Source organism: Trichococcus sp. TS_SC_9 (assembly GCF_056156325.1).
The window spans coordinates 650,495-671,065 of the sequence record NZ_CM149591.1 but is presented as its reverse complement, the minus strand read 5'-3'; the positions used below and the strand labels follow the sequence as shown (position 1 = coordinate 671,065).

The following is a 20,571-nucleotide window of genomic DNA, read 5'->3' as shown; positions in this document are numbered from 1 at the left end:
TTTTAACGCATTTTCGATTGTGAAAGATAAAATAATCACAATTATAACAGAAGAGTTATGGAGATGATATCTATTCAGAACAAAAAAGATATGGACAAAATACATTATCTCAAAAAAGAGGTGTATTATATTTGTTCATAAACTCACTAATGACGAGCTTTCCATTCCGAATCAAATTATTTCGTATAACCAAACAGTTATGATAAACCGGTGAAGATTACTATTTCACAATTAATCTGATCAATTCTATAATGCAACTATCAAGAGAAAAGGTGAGCAAGTGGGACGGCAATTTCAGCCAATCTTGTAGACTCATCACTCACAATTCAAGGAAGAAGGAAAAACGAAATGACAACATTATGCGAAATGCTAGGAATAGAATATCCTATTTTTCAAGGAGCGATGGCACGGATCGCAACAGCTGATATCGCTTCTGCCGTTTCAAATGCAGGCGGACTAGGCATCATTGCTTCAGGTGGGATGACAGCAGATCAATTGCGCGCAGAAATCCAAAAATGCAAAACCATGACAGACAAACCTTTTGCCGTTAACTTGATGTTGATGATGAAGAATTGCCCAGAATTGGTTGATGTCGTGATTGAAGAGGGCGTCAAAGTCGTAACAACTGGAGCAGGAACACCGAAACCGTTCATGCCGAAATTCAAAGAAGCTGGCATCAAAGTCATTCCAGTAGTAGCTTCCGTGAAACATGCACAGAAAATGGAAGCCTTGGGCGCTGATGCAATCGTAGCTGAAGGAACAGAAGCGGGCGGACACGTCGGCGAAACAACAACCATGTGCTTAGTGCCGCAAGTAGTCAGCGCAGTCAACATCCCTGTATTGGGAGCCGGCGGAGTCGGTGATGGCCGCGGAGTCGTTGCGATGTACGCGATGGGTGCTCAAGGGATCCAAGTAGGAACACTTTTCTTGTCTGCTGAAGAATGCCCGGTTCCAGCTACATTCAAGCAAGCCGTACTGGATGCTGATGATACAGCTACAATCGTTACAGGACGCCGCAACGGAGCACCTGTCCGTTCCATCAAAAACAAGATGCTTGCGAAGTTCCAGGAACTGGAAAACAACAATGCATCCCGTGATGAATTGGAAGAATTATCATTGGGTTCATTGAGCAAAGCCGTCTTCGAAGGCGATGTCGAGAATGGATCGGTCATGGCCGGCCAAATCACCGGTATGGTCCGTGATATCCGTCCTGCCAAAGAAATCATCGAAACATTGTTCAAGGACGCTGAAGCAATCGCAGCATCATTGAAGATCGCTTATTAATCAAAACTGAAAAGCTCAGAGTAAGACTGAGCTTTTTTCTTACTTACTTATGTGAATGAACGAGCAAATAGGAGGGTACACTTATGACAAAAGTAATCACAGCTGCAGAAGCGGCAAAATTGATCAAAGACAACAGCACAGTGGCATTAACCGGATTCGGTATGGCCTGTGTGAACGAAGAGATGGCCATTTCCATCGAAGATCGCTTTAAAGCGGAAGGCCATCCGAACAACCTGACAGTCATCCACGCGAGCGCTGTAGGGGATCGCCGCACAAAAGGGATGAGCCATCTTGCCCATGAAGGCTTGATCAAACGTTGGATCGGCGGCATCGTCAGTGCTTCTCCGCAACTCAGTGACCTGATTGTCGAAAACAAATGCGAAGCCTACAACCTTCCGCAAGGGGTCATTACCCAACTGTACCGTGAAATCGCCGCAAAACGTCCGGGCTTGTTCACAAAAGTCGGCATGCGTACCTTCGTCGATCCGCGTCTGGAAGGCGGCAAGCTTTCCCCGCGCACGACCGAAGATATCGTCAAAGTGGTTGAAATCGAAAATGAAGAATGGTTATTCTACCCGACTTTCCCGATCAATGTCGGCCTGATCCGCGGAACGGTAGCCGATGAAAAAGGCAACTTGACGCTTGAAAAAGAAGGTTTGCACATGGAAGTGCTGCCGGTCGCACAGGCTGTCAAAAACTCAGGCGGCATCGTGATCGCACAAGTGGAAACATTAGCAGCAGCAGGCACGCTGCATCCTAAAGACGTCAAAGTACCGGGTATCATGGTCGATTACATTGTCGTGGCACAACCAGGCAATCAGTTCCAGACAGAAAACACTGAGTACAATCCGGCTTTCTCCGGCGATACAAAAGTACCAATGGATGCTGTAACGGCACTTCCATTGGACGCACGTAAAGTTATCGCCCGCCGTGCAGCGATGGAGTTGGTTCCGTCCGCTATCCTGAACCTTGGCGTAGGGATTCCTGTCAATGTCGCGACAGTCGGTGCTGAGGAAGGAATCAGCGATCAATTGGTGTTGACGACCGAAGCTGGATCGATCGGCGGCGTTCCGGCAGGATTGCGGGATTTCGGGCATGCCTTCAATAGCGAAGCGATCATGGATCATCATGCGCAATTCGATTTCTATGATGGCGGCGGCTTGGACTTATCCGTGTTGGGGTTGGCTCAGACCGATGCATACGGAAACGTGAATGTATCCAAGTTCGGCAATCGTGTCGCTGGTTGCGGCGGATTCATCAATATTTCCCAAGCTGCCAAAAAATTGGTGTTTGCAGGAACCTTTACTGCCGGTGGCTTGCAGCAGGAAGTCAAAGATGGCCGTTTGACGATCATCCAGGAAGGCAAAGCGAAGAAATTCGTAGCTGAAGTCGAACAAGTCACTTTCAGCGGGGAATACGCGTCCGAAGTGGAACAGGAAGTATTGTACGTAACAGAACGTGCGGTATTCGACCTCGAGAAAGGCAAATTGCGCCTGATCGAAATCGCCCCGGGCGTCGATCTTGAAAAAGATATTTTGGGACAAATGGGCTTCAAACCGGTCATTGCTGAAAATCTGAAAGTAATGAACGAAGGCATGTTCCGCGAAAATTGGGGAGAACTAAAAAACATCGTTATGGCGAATGGAAAATAAGGGAGTGTTGTTGATGAAAAAGGAAATTAATCGTTGGGCTGTCTTGGTCAGCTCTATGGGTATCTTGATGTGTACGGGTGCAGTTTATGCTTTCAGCGTGTTGGCGGGACCGTTGTCTGCCGCAAGAGGTTGGACAATGGCTGAGGTCATGGTAGCCTTCGCGATCAACGCGGCTTTAGGGCCGATTCCGATGATCTTGGGCGGCTTCTTGACCGACAAAGGTTGGTCGAAATGGAGCACGATGGCCGGAGCGGTATTGTTCGGTGTCGGTTTTGCTTTGGCGGGTACGGCAACTACTTTGACTGAATTGTACATTTATTACGGTTTGATGGCTGGTTTCGGACAAGGCTTCGCTTACTCAGGTTGCCTAAGCAACACAATCCGTTTCTTCCCGGATAAAAAAGGTTTGGCTTCCGGATTGATCACAGCAGGTATGGGCGGAGCGGCCATCATCGCAGCTCCGATCGCAAACCAACTGATCCAAAGTATTGGCGTTGCCGATACTTTCGTGCGGATGGGTATCGCCTATGCCATCATCAGCTTCACTTGCAGCCTCTTCATCAAGGTTGCTCCGAAAGATTATATGCCAAAAAATATGAACGCAGCGGCTACTGCAGCAGCGAATAAACCGGTCGTAAACAAGAACTGGAAAGAAATGCTGCAGGATCCGAAATTCTATATGATCATCCTGATGTTCGCCATGGGTGCTTTCTCAGGCTTGATGATCGCTTCAAACGCTTCTCCGATCGGACAATCCATGTTCGGCCTATCCGCAGCAGCGGCAGCCGTATATGTCAGCGTGTATTCTCTTAGCAATACTATGGGTCGCGTTATCTGGGGCGCTGTTTCCGATAAATTGGGCCAACCCACGACTATCAGCATCATGTATAGTGTCATCATTCTTACTTTCTTGATCCTTATTTTTGTCAAATCCATGTTCGGTTTTACACTCGGGATAATTGGTTTAGGCCTATGCTTCGGCGGTGTGATGGGCGTGTTCCCATCGTTAGTCATGGATAACTTCGGACCGAAATTCCAAGGCGTCAACTACGGTATCGTGTTCATCGGTTACTCGACATCCGCTTTCGTTGCACCTAAAGTAACAGCAGGAATCGCTGCTGCAAACAACGGTGACTTCACCAAAGCTTTCTATGTTGCTATCGTGGTTGCGGCTGCAGGTCTGATCCTGGATCTTGTTTACAAGAAAAAAACAGCAACGAAATCGATCACAGAAACTGCTCAATAAGCAATCCTGATTAATGTAAAACACCTCCTACGTCTGATTTCAGGCGCAGGAGGTGTTTTTGCTTGTAGGTTGTCCGATAGTTGCGGGATATCGGACAACCCAGCCGGACGCGCGATATATCCGACAACAAAAGGCAAGCATGCGGCTCCATAAAAGCCCGAATGCTTGCCTTTTGTTGTTGTCAGCTTTTCACAGATGTCCGCCGTCATCTTCCCATTCATCTTCGTCATCATCCAAAGCTATCCACTCGTCCTCATCAAGCCCCGGCAGGCCTTCGCCTAGGCCGCTGACGTTCAGATAAGCCAATTCCTCATTGATTGCTTTCACAATTTCCCCGGAATCTTTATACGCGAGGTCCAGTGTGCCATCCGTGATATCGAGGCGGGTATGGTCTTCCTCCGGCGTCAGATTCTCGGCGCGCACGCAACGGGGATAGAGAACGTCCGCCTTCGCCTCAAAGGCTTTTTGCAGGATGATTTCATGTTCCCAGTTATCTTCCATATTGTAAGTGTAGATGATTTTGTCGTCTTTTCCTTGGACATGGTCCCGCAGACGATCGGTTTCTGCCAATGTGTCTTTATGCGGCGAGGCAAACCTGAAAGTATGCGGGTGGAGATCGGACCAGTTGAATGCACTTTGGAGAATGAAATGCAGATCGGAGAAGGTCGTGTCGTCATCCAATTGTATATCCCGCCAAACCGGTATGCCGACATCCAAAAGCGTAACCCTGAGTTCGAACATCATTTGAAAAACCACCTTTTTTATTTTCAGTATAACGGTTTCATAGGGCGAGTTCAAATAAGAAGGGGTGCTACGGGTTGGGCGAGGACGTTATGCGGCAAATAATCTGATTTTTGCCACATCCCAGAAAAAAATCGGGATTTATTTCCTCAGGAAAGGGGATACAATAAGGACAACAAATAACTACAGAGGTGGATAAAAAAATGAATACTGGGAAAAAGAAAATCATCGCTTTAACAGCGTGCCCTGTCGGCATAGCCCATACCTACATGGCAGCAGAGAATATCCAAAAAGCCGGGGAAAAAATGGGAGTGGAAATCAAAGTCGAAACACATGGATCGATCGGTATTGAAAATGCATTGACCGATGCGGAAATCCGTGAAGCGGATGGCGTCATCATAGCTGCAGATACCGTATTGGACAAATCACGTTTCCAAGGCAAACCGATGGTGACTGTAGGCGTGCAGGAAGGTATCCGTAATCCCGAAAAATTGATCCAACAGATCATTGATGGGCATGCACCTGTTTATGGCAGCGCCTCAGCCGTTCGGACGGGCTCAGAGAGCAACTCCGAGAAAAGGAAAAATCCAATCTATCAAAGTTTGATGAACGGCGTTTCCTATATGGTTCCGTTCGTTGTCGTCGGAGGATTACTGATTGCGATCGCCTTGACGTTGGGCGGTGAGCCAACCGCTACAGGAATCGTCATTCCGGAAGATTCCATTTGGTCGACCGTAATCGCTCTGGGTGGTGCGGCGATGGGCTTAATCATCCCGATCCTATCCGGATACATCGCCTACAGCATCGCCGACAGACCGGGTCTTGTTCCGGGTATGATTGGTGGACTTGTTGCAGCCAACGGAAGTTTCTACGGAAGCGAAGCGAATGCTGGATTCATCGGTGGTATCATCACCGGTTTCCTGGCAGGGTATGTGGCGCTGGCGCTGAAAAAAGTGAAGGTTCCGAAGGCGATGCAGGCAGTCATGCCGATCATCTTCATCCCGATCATAGCCACACTCGTAGTGGGATTATTGTTCATCTTCGTTATCGGACAGCCGGTTGCATCATTTTTTGAGATGTTGACAAACTGGCTGGCAGGAATGCAAGGGTCCAGTGAAATCGTCCTGGCATTGATCATGGGTGCGATGATAGCTGTCGATATGGGCGGCCCATTCAATAAGGTAGCCTTCCTCTTCGGTTCGGGTATGATTGCGCAAGGCAATTATGAAATCATGGGGCCAATCGCTGTCGCTATCTGTATCCCTCCCATCGGTTTGGGAGTCGCATCGTTCCTTTTGAAAGATAAGTTTACGCAGACGGAAAAAGAAACAGGGAAGGCCAGCTTCACGATGGGATTGTTCGGAATCACTGAAGGAGCTATCCCATTTGCAACGCAAGATCCGTTGCGTGTCATTCCGAGCATCGTCGTTGGTTCGATGGCCGGTTCAGTTGTTGCGGCACTAGGGAATGTAGGCGATCGAGTGGCACATGGAGGACCGATTGTTGCCCTCCTTGGTGCAGTCGATAATGTACTTATGTTCTTCGTTGCGGTTGCGGTGGGTGTTGCTGTAACGGTCATGATGCTGAAAATCCTGAAAAAAGATGTGATAATTGGGGAACTGATCGCAGTTGCTGTTGCGCCAGCCACGACAAAAATGCCTGAGGCTGCTCCAGTTGTGGTTAAGAAAGCAACGGGCAGTAAGCCAGTTTCGCAACTGACGGATATTTTGACAAGAGACTTGATCATTTTGGACTTGGAAAGCGACTCAAAAGACAGTGCGATGGACGAATTGGTTGATGCACTGGCAACACACGGCAATGTAACGTCACGCAGCGAGTTCAAGAAAGCCATCCTGGAACGGGAAGCAGAAAGCACGACCGGCATCGGCATGAACATTGCAATCCCTCACGGAAAGTCAGCGGCGGTCTCAGAGCCTTGCGTCGTATTCGGCAGAAAAAAAGCAGGCGTGGACTGGGACAGCCTGGACGGCAGCCCCGCAAAACTGATCTTCATGATTGCGGTACCTGCCGAAAATCAAAACGATGCGCATCTGAAGATTCTGCAAATGTTATCCAGAAGATTGATGGATGATGCATTCAGAAACGACCTTATGTCAGTCGAGACAACAGAAAAGGCATATGAGATGCTTAGAACGGTCTCCTAGTTTGAATGGATCATGGCAATAGCAGCATAAATTGAACCTAAGAATCATTCCCCGTATAATGGATGGAAAGGCTTTCGGATGCGAGGAATGGTTTTTTTAGGAGGTGAAAAAATGAATGAGCGGCAATTGAACTTATTGCGAAGCCTGCTGGCCCACTTGAATGAGTTTCGGACAATCGGAGAATTAGCGGTGGAACAGGATTGTTCGGTAAGGACTATCCGGAATGATTTGGATAAAATAGAGCAACTGCTGGAAGGGCGACTCCATGAGGGGAAATTGGAAAGAAGACCGGGGATCGGTGTCAGCCTGAGAGCAGAAAAACGGAATGTCAAAAAACTGATGGAGATTGTCCATGCTTCTGATTCGGACAGCTCTTATAAGGAGGACATGGGGCGCCGGCTACTGATTCTCTATCACTTGTTGATGGCTGATGCACCACTTACACTTACTTCGTTGGCAGAGAAATACTATGTCAATAAAGCAGTCATCAAGGAGGATCTGGAATGGCTGGACAAAGAGATTGCGCCTTACGGTCTGACACTCATGACGAGGCAGAATTACGGAACGGTCGTTGAAGGTAGGGAAAAAGATAAAAGAGGCGTTCTGGCGAAGACAGCGAAAAGATTGAAAGATCTATCGACAAAAGAAAAAGCGTTACTCCAATTTTTTGATCCCAGTGAAATCAAGATTGTCCAAGATGCTTTGAAAGCTCTGCAGGCTACATACGAAATCAGTATCAATCCCGAAACACTGGAAAGTCTGGTCATCCATATCCTTTTTACGATCAAACGGATCTATTTGAATCAACCTATCGAACTCTCGGATAAGGAGCTTCGCGCAATCGACGGAACCGAATCTTTCGATTGGAGCGAAACGGTTTCGCGTTGGGTCGAAAAACGTCTGAATCTTGTTTTTCCGGTCAATGAAAAGGCCTATCTGGCGCTTCATTTCCATGGATCCAGAATAGAACATCAACTGAAATCAGCGGAGACGGATCTCAAAGCAGGGCCTGATTGGGTGGATGAATTGGTGCGGGAGCTGCTGGAGGAAGTCAGTGATTTTGAAAATCTTCCGCTTGTGGAGGATAAAGCATTGCTGACCAATCTGCAGATCCATCTTCGGACGACCGCCAACCGGATCGAAGGGGGACTTGCCGTTTCCAACCCGCTTCTGAGCGAGATAAAGAAGGAATACCCCCATCTATTTTATTTCATCCTGACAGTAGTCGAGGAATATAATGAAAGGATTGGGATTTCCATCCCGGAAGACGAAGTCGGTTATCTGACGGTCCATTTCCAAGCAGCTTTGGAGCGGGTGCATATGCAGCTGCCCAAGAAGCTCATTGTCGGAATCGTCTGCCATTTCGGCATAGGCGTTTCTGCATTTTTACAAGCAAAAATCGAACGGCATTTCCCCGAAATTGAGGAAACCGTTATCCTTTCTGCGGCTGAATTGAAAACGTATCTGCAAAGTCATCAGCTTGATCTAGTGGTGACGACAGAACCGCTTCCGGATAGTGGTGTAACAACATTGCTCATTTCCCCGTTGCTGAACGATGAAGAAGTACGGCAAATTGCCCGTTTCATCAGAAAACAACCGGCAAAGCAGGCAGAAAAAAACGAGCAATGGGACATCCTGCGTTATACCCAGCCGTTTCTGGTGCATTTGGGGCAATCCTTTACGACTCCAGAAGCTGCTTTGATTTTCATTGTGCAGCAAATATTCAGTAAGGGATATGTCGAGAAAGAATACCTGGAGACAGTTTTGGGGCGGGAAAGCCACTCTTCAACCGGGATCGGAATGGGGATCGCATTGCCGCACGGGGATCCGCGCTACATCCGTCAGTCCAGCATCAGTTGTCTCACATTCAGACAGCCAATCAAATGGGGAAACGAAAATGTTTCGTTGGTCTTTTTATTGGCAGTGAAAAAAGAGGAACTGAAAAATGCGAACATGAAGCAGTTTTTCGTGTTTATGAATCGGTTGATGGAGAACCCGCTATTGTATGAAAAAATGCTGAAGGAACAGGATCGATTAAAATTTTTAAGCTATTTCAAAATGGAAGAACAGTGAATGAATTTAGGAGGAAGAAGATGCAGGAACCATTATTCATGAACCCAAAATTGCAGGGAAAAATTTGGGGAGGTACGAAACTGAGGGATATCTATGGTTACGAGCTACCTTCCGAACACACTGGGGAATGTTGGGCGATCAGCGCACATCCGGACGGAACCGGAACCGTTGCGGACGGCTCATACGCAGGGATGCCGTTGGATACCCTTTACGCAAAGCACCCAGAACTGTTCGGAAATCCATCAGCGGAAGTATTTCCGCTGATGGCCAAAATCATCGATGCCAAACAAGAGTTATCTGTCCAAGTGCATCCGGACGATGACTATGGCTTGAAGCATACAGGGGAGCAGGGCAAAACGGAATGCTGGTATATCATTGATGCGGATGAAGGCGCCGAAATTATCTACGGCCACAATGCCACGACGAAAGAACAATTCAAAACAATGATCTACGAGGGCGATTGGCAAGACTTGCTGCGCAATGTGAAGGTGAAAGCGGGCGATTTCTATTATGTGCCGAGCGGAACCATCCACGCAATCGGTGCGGGTATCCTGACACTGGAAACACAGCAAAGCAGCAACACGACCTACCGTGTCTATGACTACGACCGATTGGATGACACCGGCTGCAAACGAGAGCTGCATATCCAGCAAGCCCTTGAAGTGTCCATGATTCCTCATCGGGATCCTGTCAATCATTTTGAAGTCAAGTCGACAGACGGCAACACGCTGACAACTTTTATCAAGAGCGATTATTTCACCGTGCATAAGTGGGATATCCAAACGCACATGGAATTCAAGAAGGAAGCCCCTTATACACTTGTCAGCGTCATCGAAGGGTCGGGGGAACTCACCGTTGCCGATAAGGTGTATTCTTTGAAGAAAGGGGATCATTTCATTCTTCCTGCTCCGGTCGAGGCGTGGGTATTGTCTGGCGAAATGGAATTGATTGCGTCGACACCAGGACCGAAAAATACGTGAGGCAAATGCTGTTAAGAAACCTGATCATCTTTGAATGGTCAGGTTTTTGACGTTCCTTGTCCAATCCGCAAAACGGACTTATTCCGATTCACGTGCTATAATGACGAAAAAATGAAAGAGGAAGAAGGTCAAATTGTGTTTTATCCAAATAATTTTCAACAAGCAACTTCAATAGAAGAAATCCGTCATTTCATCGCTGATAACAAATTGGCGTTTGTTTATATTTCCAGGACGAACTGCGGTGTCTGCCACGCGGTCCAACCGCAAGTGCAAGAGATGCTGGAAGAATTCCCGGCAATCAAAGCGATCCAAGCGAACGCCGATGACATCCCGGAAGTCGCGGGCGAATTCACCGTCTTCACCGTTCCGGCATTGCTGTTGTTCGTTGAAGGCAAAGAGATGATCCGCGAAGCCCGCTTCGTCGTGATGGACGAGCTGCATCACCAATTCCAGAGGATTGCGGATAATTTCTGATAGCTTGATAAAGGAACGATAGCCTGAAGCGCGAAGCTTGGGCTATCGTTTTTTGTGCACAAATTTGTTATTTCTGGTGTAAACTAAAGATAATCATTATCTTGAAAGGAGCGGTCATGTTTAATTTATTCATTTTGATATTGGAGCGGGTCGGGCTGATCATCATTTTGGCTTATCTGCTGATGAATATCCACTATTTCAGGGACAGATTAAGGGAACGCCAACGTTTGAGCACTAAAGTGGCGCTGATTGTCGTATTCGGCCTCTTCGCGGTCATCTCGAACTATACGGGCGTTGAGATCAGCCAGGACCGCATCGTATCCGACCAAGTGCTGATGAAGCTTTCTGAGGGAGCATCCTTGGCGAACACACGAGTGCTGACAATCGGCGTCGCCGGGCTGATCGGCGGGCCGTTGGTTGGCACATCCGTCGGCATCATCTCGGGCGTCATCCGTTTCTTCCAAGGTGGAGAAGAGGCTTATATTTATGTGATTTCTTCCATCTTGATCGGGCTCATTTCCGGTCTGTACGGCACCAAAACGATGCGGAAAAATACTTATCCGACGATAAAGGAAGGCTTTATGATCGGAGCCGCGACGGAAGCGGTCCAAATGCTCAGCATCCTGGTGTTGAGCCGCAATCTTCAGGCAGCTTGGGATCTGGTGACATTCATTGCGTTTCCAATGATCCTCGTCAACAGCATGGGGACCGGCATTTTCCTTTCCATCATCGGCTCCACGCTGCGCCAAGTCGAACAGACGAAAGCGGTGCAGACGCATGATGTGCTCGAATTGGCGAACCGAACGATGCCTTATTTCCGTTCCGGCATGAACGAAGCTTCGTGCACGGAAGCGGCCAAAATCATCCAACAATTGATGAAGGTATCCGCCGTCAGCATCACGAACACCGAAAGGATTTTAGCCTATGTCGGCGCAGCAAGCGACCACCACATCGCCTCGAACGAAATATTGACCGAATTATCAAAAGAAGTGCTGCGGACAGGGAGAATCAGGGAAGTCCATTCCCATGACGAAATCGGCTGCAACCATCCGGACTGTCCTTTGCAAGCGGCGCTCGTCATCCCGCTGAAAGCGCAAGGGAAAACCATCGGCACATTGAAGCTGTATTTCACGGATGCGGCGAAATTGACTTTTGTGGAAAGGCAGTTGGCGGAAGGCCTCGGCAATATCTTTTCCAGCCAGATCGAATTGGGCGAAATCGAATTGCAGAGCAAACTGCTCCAGGATGCGGAAATCAAATCCTTGCAGGCGCAAGTGAATCCGCATTTCTTCTTCAACGCCATCAACACCGTCTCGGCACTGATCCGGGTCGACAGCGAACAGGCACGCAGGCTGCTGATCCAACTCAGCAATTTTTTCCGGTCCAATCTGCAGGGCGCCCGCACTAACCTGATTCCGTTGATGAAGGAACTCACGCAGGTGGAAGCTTACCGTTCATTGGAGCAAGCCCGTTTCCCGGACCGCTACCAAGTCGACATTTCCATCGAGGAAGGCATGGAAGAGGTGCTATTGCCGCCTTTCCTGATCCAGATTCTATTGGAGAACGCGTTCAAGCATGCTTTTGGCAGCCGGAAAACAGATAATCGGGTATGGATCGATGTGAAGAACAGTCCTGACGGGGTATTCATTTCCGTCCGGGACAACGGCGAAGGCATCGACTCCAGTCGCTTGGAGAAATTGGGCAAAGAAGCTGTGCCTTCGGTTGAAGGGACCGGCTCGGCATTGGAAAATCTGAATAAACGGCTGATCAGCCTGTTCGGCGAATCGGCCAAATTGCATTTCGTATCTTCACCAACAGGAACAACCGTCTATTGCACGGTACCTTATCAAGAAAGGCAGGGATGAGAATGCGGGTATTGATTGTGGATGATGAACCATTGGCAAGGGATGAACTGGCCTACCTGCTGGGGAAATGCGAAGGCGTGAGCGCCATTGCCCAAGCGGATTCGATCGAAGAAGCGCTGGGAGCGATGCTCGCGGACCCGGTGGATCTGATTTTTTTGGACATCCACCTGACGAATGAAAGTGGCCTCTCGCTGGCCGGCAAAATCAATAAACTGAAGAACCCGCCGCTGATCATTTTTGCGACGGCCTATGATGACTATGCCATCAAAGCGTTTGAACTGAATGCGACCGATTACGTCCTGAAGCCTTTTGAACTGGAACGGATCCAGCAAGCGGTCAAAAAAGCCTACGGACAGCATCAAAAGCAAGAGCGTATTGGAGAGCCGGAACCACCGAAGCGACAGGATGCGGGATTGCAGGTGCTGCCCATCCAGATGGACGAGCGGATTTATATGCTGCAGGTCCCGGAAATCATCGCCATCGGAGTCGAGAACGGCGAAACGACCATCTATACGAAAAATATGGAGTACATCATCCACGAGCCGCTCAGTGCGCTCGAGAAAAAAATCGGCGGCCATCCTTTCCTGCGGGTCCACCGCGCCTTCCTCATCAATCTGAAGGAAATAAAGGAAATCCAGCCATGGTTCAACAATACATTTCAACTGACGATGAGCAACGGCTTGAAGATACCCGTCAGCCGTTCTTATATGAAGGACTTCAAAGAAAAAGTAGGCATCTGATCAAAAAGTGAATGAATTTCAGGACTGCAGGCGTGCAACTCGGCCTGCAGTTTTGTCGTTTCGGGCGCAAATGACCCAAAAGTCTTCCTTTCTCCAGTAAAGTAAAGCCATAGAACGAACGTGTTGGCCGCACAGTTATTTTGAAGGAGGAAACTAGATGCTTACTTTACTTGGAGGAATCGCCTTACTGATTCTAGGTTACTTTACTTATGGGCGCTACATCGAAAAGAACTTTTCCATCGATCCGGAAAGAACGACTCCCGCTGAAGCACTGAAGGACGGATATGACTTTGTCCCGATGTCAAAATCAAAAAATGCCATCATTGAACTATTGAATATTGCCGGAACGGGTCCTATTTTCGGACCGATTATGGGAGCGCTTTACGGTCCGGTCGCCTACATCTGGATCATCGTCGGCTGCATCTTCGGAGGAGCTGTCCACGATTACATGGTCGGGATGATTTCCTTGCGGAACGATGGCGCGCACTTGCCGGAATTGGCCAGCAAATACCTAGGCAAACCGGTCAAGCACGTCGTCAACATCTTCGCCATGCTGCTGTTAATGCTGGTAGCCACTGTCTTCGTCACGTCACCCGCCAATCTGATTGCCAGCATCACACCCGATTGGATGACGATCGGCATCATCACCATGCTGATTTTCGCTTACTATCTCATCTCCACCATCCTGCCGATTGACAAGGCGATGGGGAAAGTCTATCCTTGGTTCGGCGCGATTCTGATCATCAGCACGATCGCTATCGGAATCAGCTTGCTGACGGGCGGACATAACCTGCCTGAATTGACGATGGGCACTTTGCAGAATTTCCATCCGAAAGGCACACCGATTTTCCCGGCAATCTTCTTTACGATTTCCTGTGGCGCCATTTCCGGTTTCCATGCGACCCAAGCGCCGATGGTTTCTAGGACGTCGACGAACGAGCGGGAAGGCCGCTTCCTTTTCTACGGCATGATGATTGCCGAAGGCGTCATCGCCATGATCTGGGCTGGCGCTTCCATGGCCTTGTTCGACGGCCAAACGTTGAGCCAAATGATCGATGCCGGTACGCCGTCAGTCGTCGTCAACCAAGTTTCTACTATGTTATTAGGGAATGTCTTCGGTACGGTCGCCATCATCGGCGTCATCGTCTTGCCGATCTCATCAGGACTATCCGCTTTCAGAAGCCTGCGCACAATCTTGGCAGACTACCTGAACATAAAACAGGATTCAATGAAAAAGATCCTGATGATGACGATTCCGTTGTTTGTCATCTCGTTCTTCTTGACGAAAGTGGATTTCAACCTGATCTGGAGATACTTCAACTGGGCGAACCAAGTCACAGCCGTTATCGCTTTGCTGATGTCGACGCGTTACTTGTATCTGAAAAACAAAAATTACTTGGTTACCTTATTGCCTGCAACATTCATGCTATATGCCTGTGTCGTCTATATCCTGAGCGAGCCGATCGGATTCCGGATGGGATTGCAGACGGCCACTTACCTGGTCGGACTGATTTCAACCGTTGCGATCATGGCACTTTACTGGACAACCGGCGTGAAACAGAAAGCTGCATTGGATCCGGAATCGGAACTGTTGAACGATCATCTGCCGATCGGAACGTTTGCTTCCGCTGAAGCAGTACCGGCAACAGTAGCAGCCGAATAACTAATTGAAGATAAAGAAACTCCCTGAAGGCCCTGCAAAATGCAGGGCTCCTTCAGGGAGTTTCTTTTTATAGATATTGTTTTAAGGACTCAGCGATATCTTCAAGCATAGCCAATTCATCATTTGACGGGTTTTCCAATGTAATCAATGCTTCCTCAGCGCGGGCTGTTGCGTTGCCTTCTGCATCTGTTTCGACATCCAGTATCAGCAATTCGGCATAAAGATCATCCAAATCCCGTTGCGGTTGCACGAAGAATTCAAACGTACCTTCGGGATGGCTTGCTTTGAACGCTGCAATCTTTTCAATCAATTTTTCTAAGTTCATTTATTTTCGCCTTCTTTCTGTTCTTGTTCATTTGCTGCACGGCTTATTATACATCATTAAGCCGCCGTCTGTATCGTGTAACAGGATTAAACCGAATCGAAAAGCGGGATTTTGGGTTGTGGGATATATCGTTTCGGATCGGAAGCCGGTATACTGGATAGTGAGAAAGTCCGGATTACTTTGGACAAGGAAGGAGTCATCCTATCGTCATGCACTATTTAAAACAATTTACCGTCATCATCGCTATTTCAGCCGTAAGCGAATTGCTGGCCCTTTTCATTCCGCTGCCCATTCCAGCCAGCATCTACGGCATGTCGCTGCTGTTCCTGTTGTTGATGACGGGCGCGCTGAAACTCCAACAAGTGGAAAATGCTGCCAATCTGTTGTTGGGCATCATGCCTGCGCTGTTCGTCGTGAGCGGAGCAGGGCTCATCACTTCCTATGGGCAGATCGCCGAAAACTTTACAAGTTGGGTAGCCGTCAACGTCGGATCCACCATCGTGATTTTGGTGACGACCGGGCTTTTGGCGCAAGGAATGATAAGAAGGAAGAAAGCGAAGGAGGCTGACAGGAATGATTGATCATCTGCTGGAAACGACGAAATATCTCGGACTGTTCATCAGTTTGGGCGCCTTCATGATCGGCTTGAAGCTGAACAAAAAATATCCCTACGCCTTCATGAACCCCTTGCTGATCGGGACGATCCTGGTGATGGTCTTGATCATTGGGCTGGACATCGAAGTCGCGGTTTTTCAAAAAAGCGCGCAAGTATTGTCCGATCTCCTTACGCCGGCCACGATTTGCCTGGCCGTTCCGGTCTACCGGCAGTTCAAGATTTTGCGCGAGAACAGCTGGGTCGTCCTGATCAGTTGTCTGGCGGGGATGATCAGCGGTCTGGTCACGATCATCGGCTTGGCTCTGTTTCTTCAGATGAGCGAAATCACGACCCTTTCCACTTTGGCTCGTTCGATCACGATGGCCATCGCTCTGGACACGACCGAACTGATCGGCGGAGTCTCAGGGATCATAGTGGCTGGGGTCATCTTCGCCGGTATTTTCGGGACTGTGGTTTCCGGGCTTATCTTCAGAATCTTCAGGATCGAAGAACCGATTGCCAAAGGCTTGGCTTTGGGTGCGGCTTCCCACGCCATGGGGACGGCGGAATCGTTGAAAGCAAGCGAGCTGCAGGGTGCCATGAGCAGCCTGGCGATGGTCGTATCGGGCGTCATGATGGTGGGGTTGATCCCGCTTGCGGCGCTGTTCGTCCAGTAAATCAAATAACTAAGAGAAAACCTAAGAAGCAGCTCTAATTAAAAAAGAGACTGCTTCTTTTTGTGTACCGGGAAAGCCGTATTTCCATCAAGGGTTATCCAATGCCAGACGTTGGGCTCTATGCTATACTGAACTCATAATGGGTATCAGTATCTTGAAGTTTTGTCGGGCCATTCCGGAGTTGATCATTGCGAAAAGGACGGTGGAGAAATGGAACAAACACTACAGGCGCACATTCAATTGCCAGCCGATTTGGATGTGAAATATGCGCTGTTGCCGGGTGATCCAGCCCGCGTGGAAAAAGTGAAACTGCTGTTGGAGGACGCTGTGGATTTAGCGTTCAATCGCGAGTACAAGAGTGTTCTGGGGACCTATCAAGGGCTAAAAGTCCTAGTCATTTCCTCTGGGATCGGCGGGCCATCAACAGCGATAGCCATCGAAGAGTTGGCGAGGATCGGAATAGAAGGCATCATCCGGATCGGCAGTTGCGGCTCCTTGCATCCGGAAGTGCATTTGGGCGATGTGATCATCGCGACAGCAGCGGTCCGGGATGATGGCGCCAGCAAGGCCTATGTCGATTCCGGATATCCCGCCGTTGCCGATCTGGATTTGTTGATGCAGCTGCGGGAAATTGCGGAAACGGAGCGGATCCCTCACCGTTTGGGGATTGTCCGCAGCCACGACAGTTTCTACACCGCCCGTGAAGCGCAACTTACTGCTTATTGGAGCGGCCATGGCATCATCGGGTCGGATATGGAAACAGCTACTTTGTTCGTTGTTGGGGCACTGAGGGGGTTGAAGACCGCTTCGTTGCTGAATGTCGTCGTTGGTCCAGATGAAGGGATGGAAGAAGGCGTCCGTCAATTCGTTTCCGGAGAAGCAGCCACCAAGCAAGGGGAGCAGAATCAAATCAAACTGGCATTATCCGCTTTCCATGCATGGCATCAGGTAAAAGGAGGAGAATAAAATGAATGCAGAAACAAAAAACAAACTGAGCTACAAATTATCTACGGCTTCCATCGTTTTGATCCCGATCGCAATCGGGATCAATTATCTCGGCAAATACATCGCGGGCGTATTGCGTCTGCCGCTTTGGTTGGACTCGATCGGTACGGTATTGTCCGGTATGTTGGCGGGTCCGGTGATCGGTGCCGCTTCCGGGATCATCAACAACGTCATCTATGGTGTGACGGCCGACCCGATTTCTACAGTGTATGCGATCACCAGCGCAGTTATCGGTTTGATGGCGGGTCTGTTTGCCGCTAAAGGCTGGTTCAAGGACATCAAGACCGTGCTGTTGGCAGGTTTGATCATCGGTGTGGTTGCGGCCACCGTCTCGACGCCTTTGAACATCCTTTTTTGGGGCGGACAGACCGGGAATGTCTGGGGGGATGCCCTCTATGCTGTGCTGATTTCGAATGGGCAACCGCAATGGCTGGCTTCTTTCCTGGACAGCATCGTTGTGGACGTGCCGGATAAACTAGTGACGGTGCTGATCAGTTATTTTATCTTCAGGGGCTTGCCGAAGAAACTTACGAACACCTTCCTGAAGGATGGCGCGATAGAAGAACTATAGGGGCTGATTTGAATGGATGCTATGACTTTGTATGTACCGCGCAACTCGCCGATCCATCGTTTGGATCCACTGACGAAGATGCTTTATATCGTCGTGAGTATTGCCGCTGCTTATTTACTGGATAATTTGTGGGAAGTCGCGGCAGTCATGCTGACCAGTTTGGGCATCTTGTTGGTGGGGAAAGTTTTCCGCAATATTTTGCCGGTAATCGCGCTCAGTTTTTTATTGATTTTGTCGATTGTCGTGGTGCAGGGTTTTTTCAATCCTGCTAATGAAACGTTGCTTTATGAATTGGGCCCGATAAAATTCTACAAAGAGGGCCTGGTTATTGCCTTGCGTCTGACCATGCGCGTCATCAATATGGTCAGCGCCTTTGGGGTATTGGTACTGACGACTTCGCCGACGGAACTGGTTGAACGGCTGCAGCAGAAAGGCATGTCGCCGAAAATCGGTTACGTCATCCTTTCGGTCCTGCAGATTATCCCGCAGCTTCGGGCCACCTATGGCAAAATCCAGGATGCACAACGGTCGCGCGGGATGGAGACTGAGGGCAGCCTGTTTGTCCGGATAAAGGCATTCTTCCCGTTACTGGGACCCGTCATACTGAACGCCCTGAACGATACCCGGGAGAGAGCGATTGCGCTCGATGTGCGCGGCTTCGATCGGGATACGCCGAAAACCTATCTGAATGAAGCGAAGTCCTATCGTTACAGTACTTTGTTGAATATTTTACTCTTGTTGATTCTGGCCGGTTTGATCGTTTGGAGGGTGATGGGATGAGCATCATAGAAGTGAAGGATCTGAAATATCGCTATCCCGACACGACCAAATTGGCGTTGGACGGCATCAGCTTTTCGGTCGAAGAGGGCGAATTCATCGGCCTGATCGGAAGGAACACCGCCGGCAAATCGACTTTATGCTATGCGCTGAGCGGTTTGGTGCCTCACTTCTTCAAAGGGGCCTACGGCGGATCGGTAATGATAGCCGGTTTGGATGTGCGCACGACGGATGTGAGCGAAGTCACTGCAACAGCCGGGTTGGTGTTCGAAAACCCGTTTTCCCAGATCACCGGCTCGCGTTTTACCGTATATGAAGAAATCGCTTTTGGTCTGGAGAACATGGGACTGCCGCGCGAAGAAATCATCAAGCGGATCGAAGAAAGCTTGGACTTGCTGGACATCCGCAAAGTGAAGGACAAGAACCCGTTCGATCTTTCCGGCGGGCAAATGCAGCGTGTTGCGATCGCCGGCGTGGTCGCGATGAAGCCGAAAGTGCTGATTTTGGATGAACCCACTTCCCAACTGGATCCGCAAGGGTCGGAAGAGGTCTTCAAAGTGGTGGAGAACCTCACGAAAGAAGGCATCACAATCATCATGGCCGAGCAGAAGATGGAAAAGATCGCGCAGTACGCAGACAGGGTCCTGCTTTTGGATGACGCCAAATTGATCGCTTATGACACACCTGAAGCTGTTTTTTCACGCGAGGATCTGGCGTCTCTAGGAGTGCAATCGCCAGCTGTGACCGCGATCGCCCGCCATTTGAACAGGCGGAAGGCCAATGGGCATTATCCTGTGGAATTGGATGAGCTGAAAGGCTTGCTTGCGGAAGAAGGTGTCCCTCATGAATAAACTGGAAATAGAGAAGCTGCATTTTGCCTACGATAAAGCGACACCCGTCATAAAAGGCATCGATCTGAGGTTGGATGACCGGAAAACTGCCATCATCGGGCAGAACGGATCAGGAAAAACGACCTTCGTGAAACTGCTGAAGGGACTCTTGCGCCCCGATTCCGGCAGGATTCTGCTAGACGGGATCGACTTAAAAACTTTGACGGTTGCCCAGATATCCAAGAAGATCGGTCTGGTTTTTCAGAACCCGGATGATCAGATTTTCAAGAATACGGTTTTGGATGAAGTGATGGTCGGTCCGTTGAATATCGGACAGTCCTTGGATGAGGCGAGGGCCAGTTCCCGCGCGGCATTGGCCCAAGTAGAATTGGTTGACGTCGAGAAGGTGAATCCGTACGACCTCAATTTAGCGCAAAGAAAGATGGTGGCGTTGGCTTCGATTTTGGCGATGGACACGCCCATCGTCATTTTCGATGAACCCACGATGGGGCAGGACGCGGCCGGAAAAGCAATCATCAAAAAAGTAATCGAAAACCTGCAAGAAGAAGGGAAAGCCGTTGTGTGCATTCTGCATGACATGGACTTTGCGGCGGCAGTTTTTGAACGAGTCGTCGTCTTCAGCCAAGGGCTATTGCTGCTTGAAGGCGAGGCGAGGGAAGTCTTCAGCAAAAAAGACCTCCTGCAGCAAGCCTATCTGGATCAGCCTCAAGCCATGAAAATCGCGCAGGCTTTGGGCATCCCTGGCGATTTGCTGAGTGTGGAAGAAGTTGAAATCGCTTTGGAGAAACACTGATAAATTTTTTGTCACTATATAGCCACCGTTAATGCAGCGCAGCCTATGGGTAAACAAGAGCTGATATAGTATATATTAAGTCAGCTGCGGAGGC

Annotated in this window: 19 protein-coding genes; 17 read left to right on the top strand and 2 right to left on the bottom strand. The window is 49.1% G+C overall.

What is annotated here, in order from left to right:
* The first annotated feature begins 324 nt into the window (after positions 1-324).
* From AC0J5I_RS03130 to AC0J5I_RS03120, 3 genes are all read left to right on the top strand, one after another.
* A complete protein-coding gene (locus tag AC0J5I_RS03130; RefSeq protein WP_475305473.1) occupies positions 325-1,284 on the top strand; it encodes a nitronate monooxygenase in 960 nt (319 codons plus the stop codon).
* Between the two features lie 83 nt (positions 1,285-1,367).
* On the top strand, positions 1,368-2,936 hold the full coding sequence (locus AC0J5I_RS03125; protein WP_107996410.1) for an acyl CoA:acetate/3-ketoacid CoA transferase: 1,569 nt from the start codon (positions 1,368-1,370) through the stop codon (positions 2,934-2,936).
* A 13-nt stretch (positions 2,937-2,949) separates the two neighbouring features.
* On the top strand, positions 2,950-4,182 hold the full coding sequence (locus AC0J5I_RS03120) for an L-lactate MFS transporter (protein ID WP_107996468.1): 1,233 nt from the start codon (positions 2,950-2,952) through the stop codon (positions 4,180-4,182).
* Between the two features lie 189 nt (positions 4,183-4,371).
* On the opposite strand, the gene AC0J5I_RS03115 is transcribed toward AC0J5I_RS03120, so the two are convergent.
* The gene (locus AC0J5I_RS03115) at positions 4,372-4,926 is read right to left on the bottom strand and encodes a plasmid pRiA4b ORF-3 family protein (RefSeq protein ID WP_107996412.1); all 555 of its coding nucleotides are present in this window, start codon (positions 4,924-4,926) and stop codon (positions 4,372-4,374) included.
* A 200-nt stretch (positions 4,927-5,126) separates the two neighbouring features.
* On the opposite strand from AC0J5I_RS03115, the gene AC0J5I_RS03110 reads away from it, so the two are divergent.
* The 7 genes from AC0J5I_RS03110 to AC0J5I_RS03080 all read left to right on the top strand — a co-directional run bounded on the left by AC0J5I_RS03110 (position 5,127) and on the right by AC0J5I_RS03080 (position 14,883).
* Positions 5,127-7,088 carry a fructose-specific PTS transporter subunit EIIC gene (locus tag AC0J5I_RS03110; protein ID WP_475303549.1) on the top strand — a complete coding sequence of 654 codons (1,962 nt, stop codon included), beginning with the start codon at positions 5,127-5,129 and terminating at the stop codon, positions 7,086-7,088.
* A gap of 111 nt (positions 7,089-7,199) precedes the next feature.
* Positions 7,200-9,161: a BglG family transcription antiterminator gene (locus AC0J5I_RS03105; RefSeq protein WP_475303545.1), complete on the top strand. Its 1,962-nt coding sequence runs from the start codon at positions 7,200-7,202 to the stop codon at positions 9,159-9,161.
* Between the two features lie 20 nt (positions 9,162-9,181).
* On the top strand, positions 9,182-10,141 hold the full coding sequence (manA, locus tag AC0J5I_RS03100; protein ID WP_475303541.1) for a mannose-6-phosphate isomerase, class I: 960 nt from the start codon (positions 9,182-9,184) through the stop codon (positions 10,139-10,141).
* Between the two features lie 135 nt (positions 10,142-10,276).
* Complete coding sequence (locus tag AC0J5I_RS03095) at positions 10,277-10,615, top strand: thioredoxin family protein (RefSeq protein WP_475303537.1); 339 nt, start codon at positions 10,277-10,279, stop codon at positions 10,613-10,615.
* Between the two features lie 116 nt (positions 10,616-10,731).
* On the top strand, positions 10,732-12,480 hold the full coding sequence (locus AC0J5I_RS03090; RefSeq protein ID WP_475303532.1) for a LytS/YhcK type 5TM receptor domain-containing protein: 1,749 nt from the start codon (positions 10,732-10,734) through the stop codon (positions 12,478-12,480).
* A 2-nt stretch (positions 12,481-12,482) separates the two neighbouring features.
* Entirely contained in the window at positions 12,483-13,220 is a 738-nt protein-coding gene (locus AC0J5I_RS03085) for a LytTR family transcriptional regulator DNA-binding domain-containing protein (protein WP_107996472.1), read from the top strand.
* Positions 13,221-13,377: 157 nt separating this feature from the next.
* Positions 13,378-14,883 (top strand): carbon starvation CstA family protein, encoded by a 1,506-nt coding sequence (locus tag AC0J5I_RS03080; RefSeq protein WP_475303524.1) that lies wholly within the window; start codon positions 13,378-13,380, stop codon positions 14,881-14,883.
* Between the two features lie 67 nt (positions 14,884-14,950).
* Here AC0J5I_RS03080 and AC0J5I_RS03075 read toward each other — a convergent pair whose 3' ends face one another.
* A complete protein-coding gene (locus AC0J5I_RS03075; RefSeq protein ID WP_107996424.1) occupies positions 14,951-15,208 on the bottom strand; it encodes a hypothetical protein in 258 nt (85 codons plus the stop codon).
* 209 nt (positions 15,209-15,417) lie between these two features.
* Here AC0J5I_RS03075 and AC0J5I_RS03070 point away from each other — a divergent pair, with 209 nt between their 5' ends.
* The 7 genes from AC0J5I_RS03070 to AC0J5I_RS03040 all read left to right on the top strand — a co-directional run bounded on the left by AC0J5I_RS03070 (position 15,418) and on the right by AC0J5I_RS03040 (position 20,477).
* Positions 15,418-15,789: a CidA/LrgA family protein gene (locus tag AC0J5I_RS03070; RefSeq protein ID WP_107996426.1), complete on the top strand. Its 372-nt coding sequence runs from the start codon at positions 15,418-15,420 to the stop codon at positions 15,787-15,789.
* Positions 15,782-16,480 carry an LrgB family protein gene (locus AC0J5I_RS03065; RefSeq protein ID WP_475303517.1) on the top strand — a complete coding sequence of 233 codons (699 nt, stop codon included), beginning with the start codon at positions 15,782-15,784 and terminating at the stop codon, positions 16,478-16,480. Before AC0J5I_RS03070 ends, AC0J5I_RS03065 begins: the two co-directional genes overlap by 8 nt.
* A gap of 210 nt (positions 16,481-16,690) precedes the next feature.
* Positions 16,691-17,446, top strand: coding sequence for a nucleoside phosphorylase (locus AC0J5I_RS03060; RefSeq protein WP_475303513.1), 756 nt, complete (start codon positions 16,691-16,693; stop codon positions 17,444-17,446).
* A gap of 1 nt (position 17,447) precedes the next feature.
* A complete protein-coding gene (locus AC0J5I_RS03055; RefSeq protein WP_475303509.1) occupies positions 17,448-18,056 on the top strand; it encodes an ECF transporter S component in 609 nt (202 codons plus the stop codon).
* Between the two features lie 12 nt (positions 18,057-18,068).
* Positions 18,069-18,836: an energy-coupling factor transporter transmembrane component T family protein gene (locus tag AC0J5I_RS03050; RefSeq protein WP_475303505.1), complete on the top strand. Its 768-nt coding sequence runs from the start codon at positions 18,069-18,071 to the stop codon at positions 18,834-18,836.
* On the top strand, positions 18,833-19,684 hold the full coding sequence (locus AC0J5I_RS03045) for an energy-coupling factor ABC transporter ATP-binding protein (protein WP_475303500.1): 852 nt from the start codon (positions 18,833-18,835) through the stop codon (positions 19,682-19,684). The genes AC0J5I_RS03050 and AC0J5I_RS03045 overlap by 4 nt, the downstream gene beginning before the upstream one ends.
* Positions 19,677-20,477 (top strand): energy-coupling factor ABC transporter ATP-binding protein, encoded by an 801-nt coding sequence (locus AC0J5I_RS03040; protein ID WP_475303496.1) that lies wholly within the window; start codon positions 19,677-19,679, stop codon positions 20,475-20,477. The genes AC0J5I_RS03045 and AC0J5I_RS03040 overlap by 8 nt, the downstream gene beginning before the upstream one ends.
* The last annotated feature ends 94 nt before the right edge of the window (positions 20,478-20,571 follow it).